The organism is Halobellus sp. Atlit-38R (assembly GCF_003665925.1).
GTDB classification, from domain to species: domain Archaea; phylum Halobacteriota; class Halobacteria; order Halobacteriales; family Haloferacaceae; genus Haloquadratum; species Haloquadratum inordinatus.
In genome coordinates this window covers 1-641 of the sequence record NZ_QXIJ01000107.1, presented here as the reverse complement: position 1 = coordinate 641, position 641 = coordinate 1, and the positions used below count along the sequence as shown (strand labels likewise).

The window sequence follows — 641 nt, the reverse complement described above, 5'->3', positions numbered from 1 at the left end:
CTCATTGATAAAATAAGATCATGCTCTGGAATGCGCTGACAATTACAGCAGCGCTGGTTGGTGGTGTTGGTGCGGTAATGTTCGGGCAGATACTTAGCCTGTACCGAAGGGACATGGACACAATTCGGCAGTTACGATCTCACATGATGTACATCCAGGTGATGAAGGATAGTAGCAGACCTGTTCCTGATGAAAAGAACGCATTAGAATCGTCTAGAAATGCTGTTGAGGACATATTCAGAGAGAATGCTTGGATTCTCGAAGAAGGAAATCCGCGGTCGATGAATCTCATCAACGCGATCGAAGCAACTCGAATCGGGTTCAGAGACGGATCTTCGAAAGATGAGTGGGAGGTGCTAGAGGAGGAGTGTAAGGAGATAGATGGTGAAATGGCTCATGTCACTCTACGAGGTGCTATCTACCGATACTTCGGTAGGAAGAGACCATACCCGAATCACGGTTCTGTAGAAGGGAATTAGACTAATGAATTGTGTCTAGGAAGTGATGGAGATCCGGACGGCCAGACATGGCGAGAAGCACATCCTTCTCGCCCAACTGGCGAAGAGGGTCTCAGTTTTAATATAGGAATACATGCGGGCAGTAACATGGCGAACGTAGTCGCCTAAATGAGGGCTTCCAGC

1 protein-coding gene is annotated in these 641 nt (G+C 47.7%); it reads left to right on the top strand.

Features of this window, described 5'->3' with window-relative positions; all coding sequences use genetic code 11:
• Positions 1 to 161 precede the first annotated feature (161 nt).
• Positions 162 to 479, top strand: coding sequence for a hypothetical protein (locus D3D02_RS18355; RefSeq protein WP_147435716.1), 318 nt, complete (start codon positions 162 to 164; stop codon positions 477 to 479).
• Positions 480 to 641 lie beyond the last annotated feature (162 nt).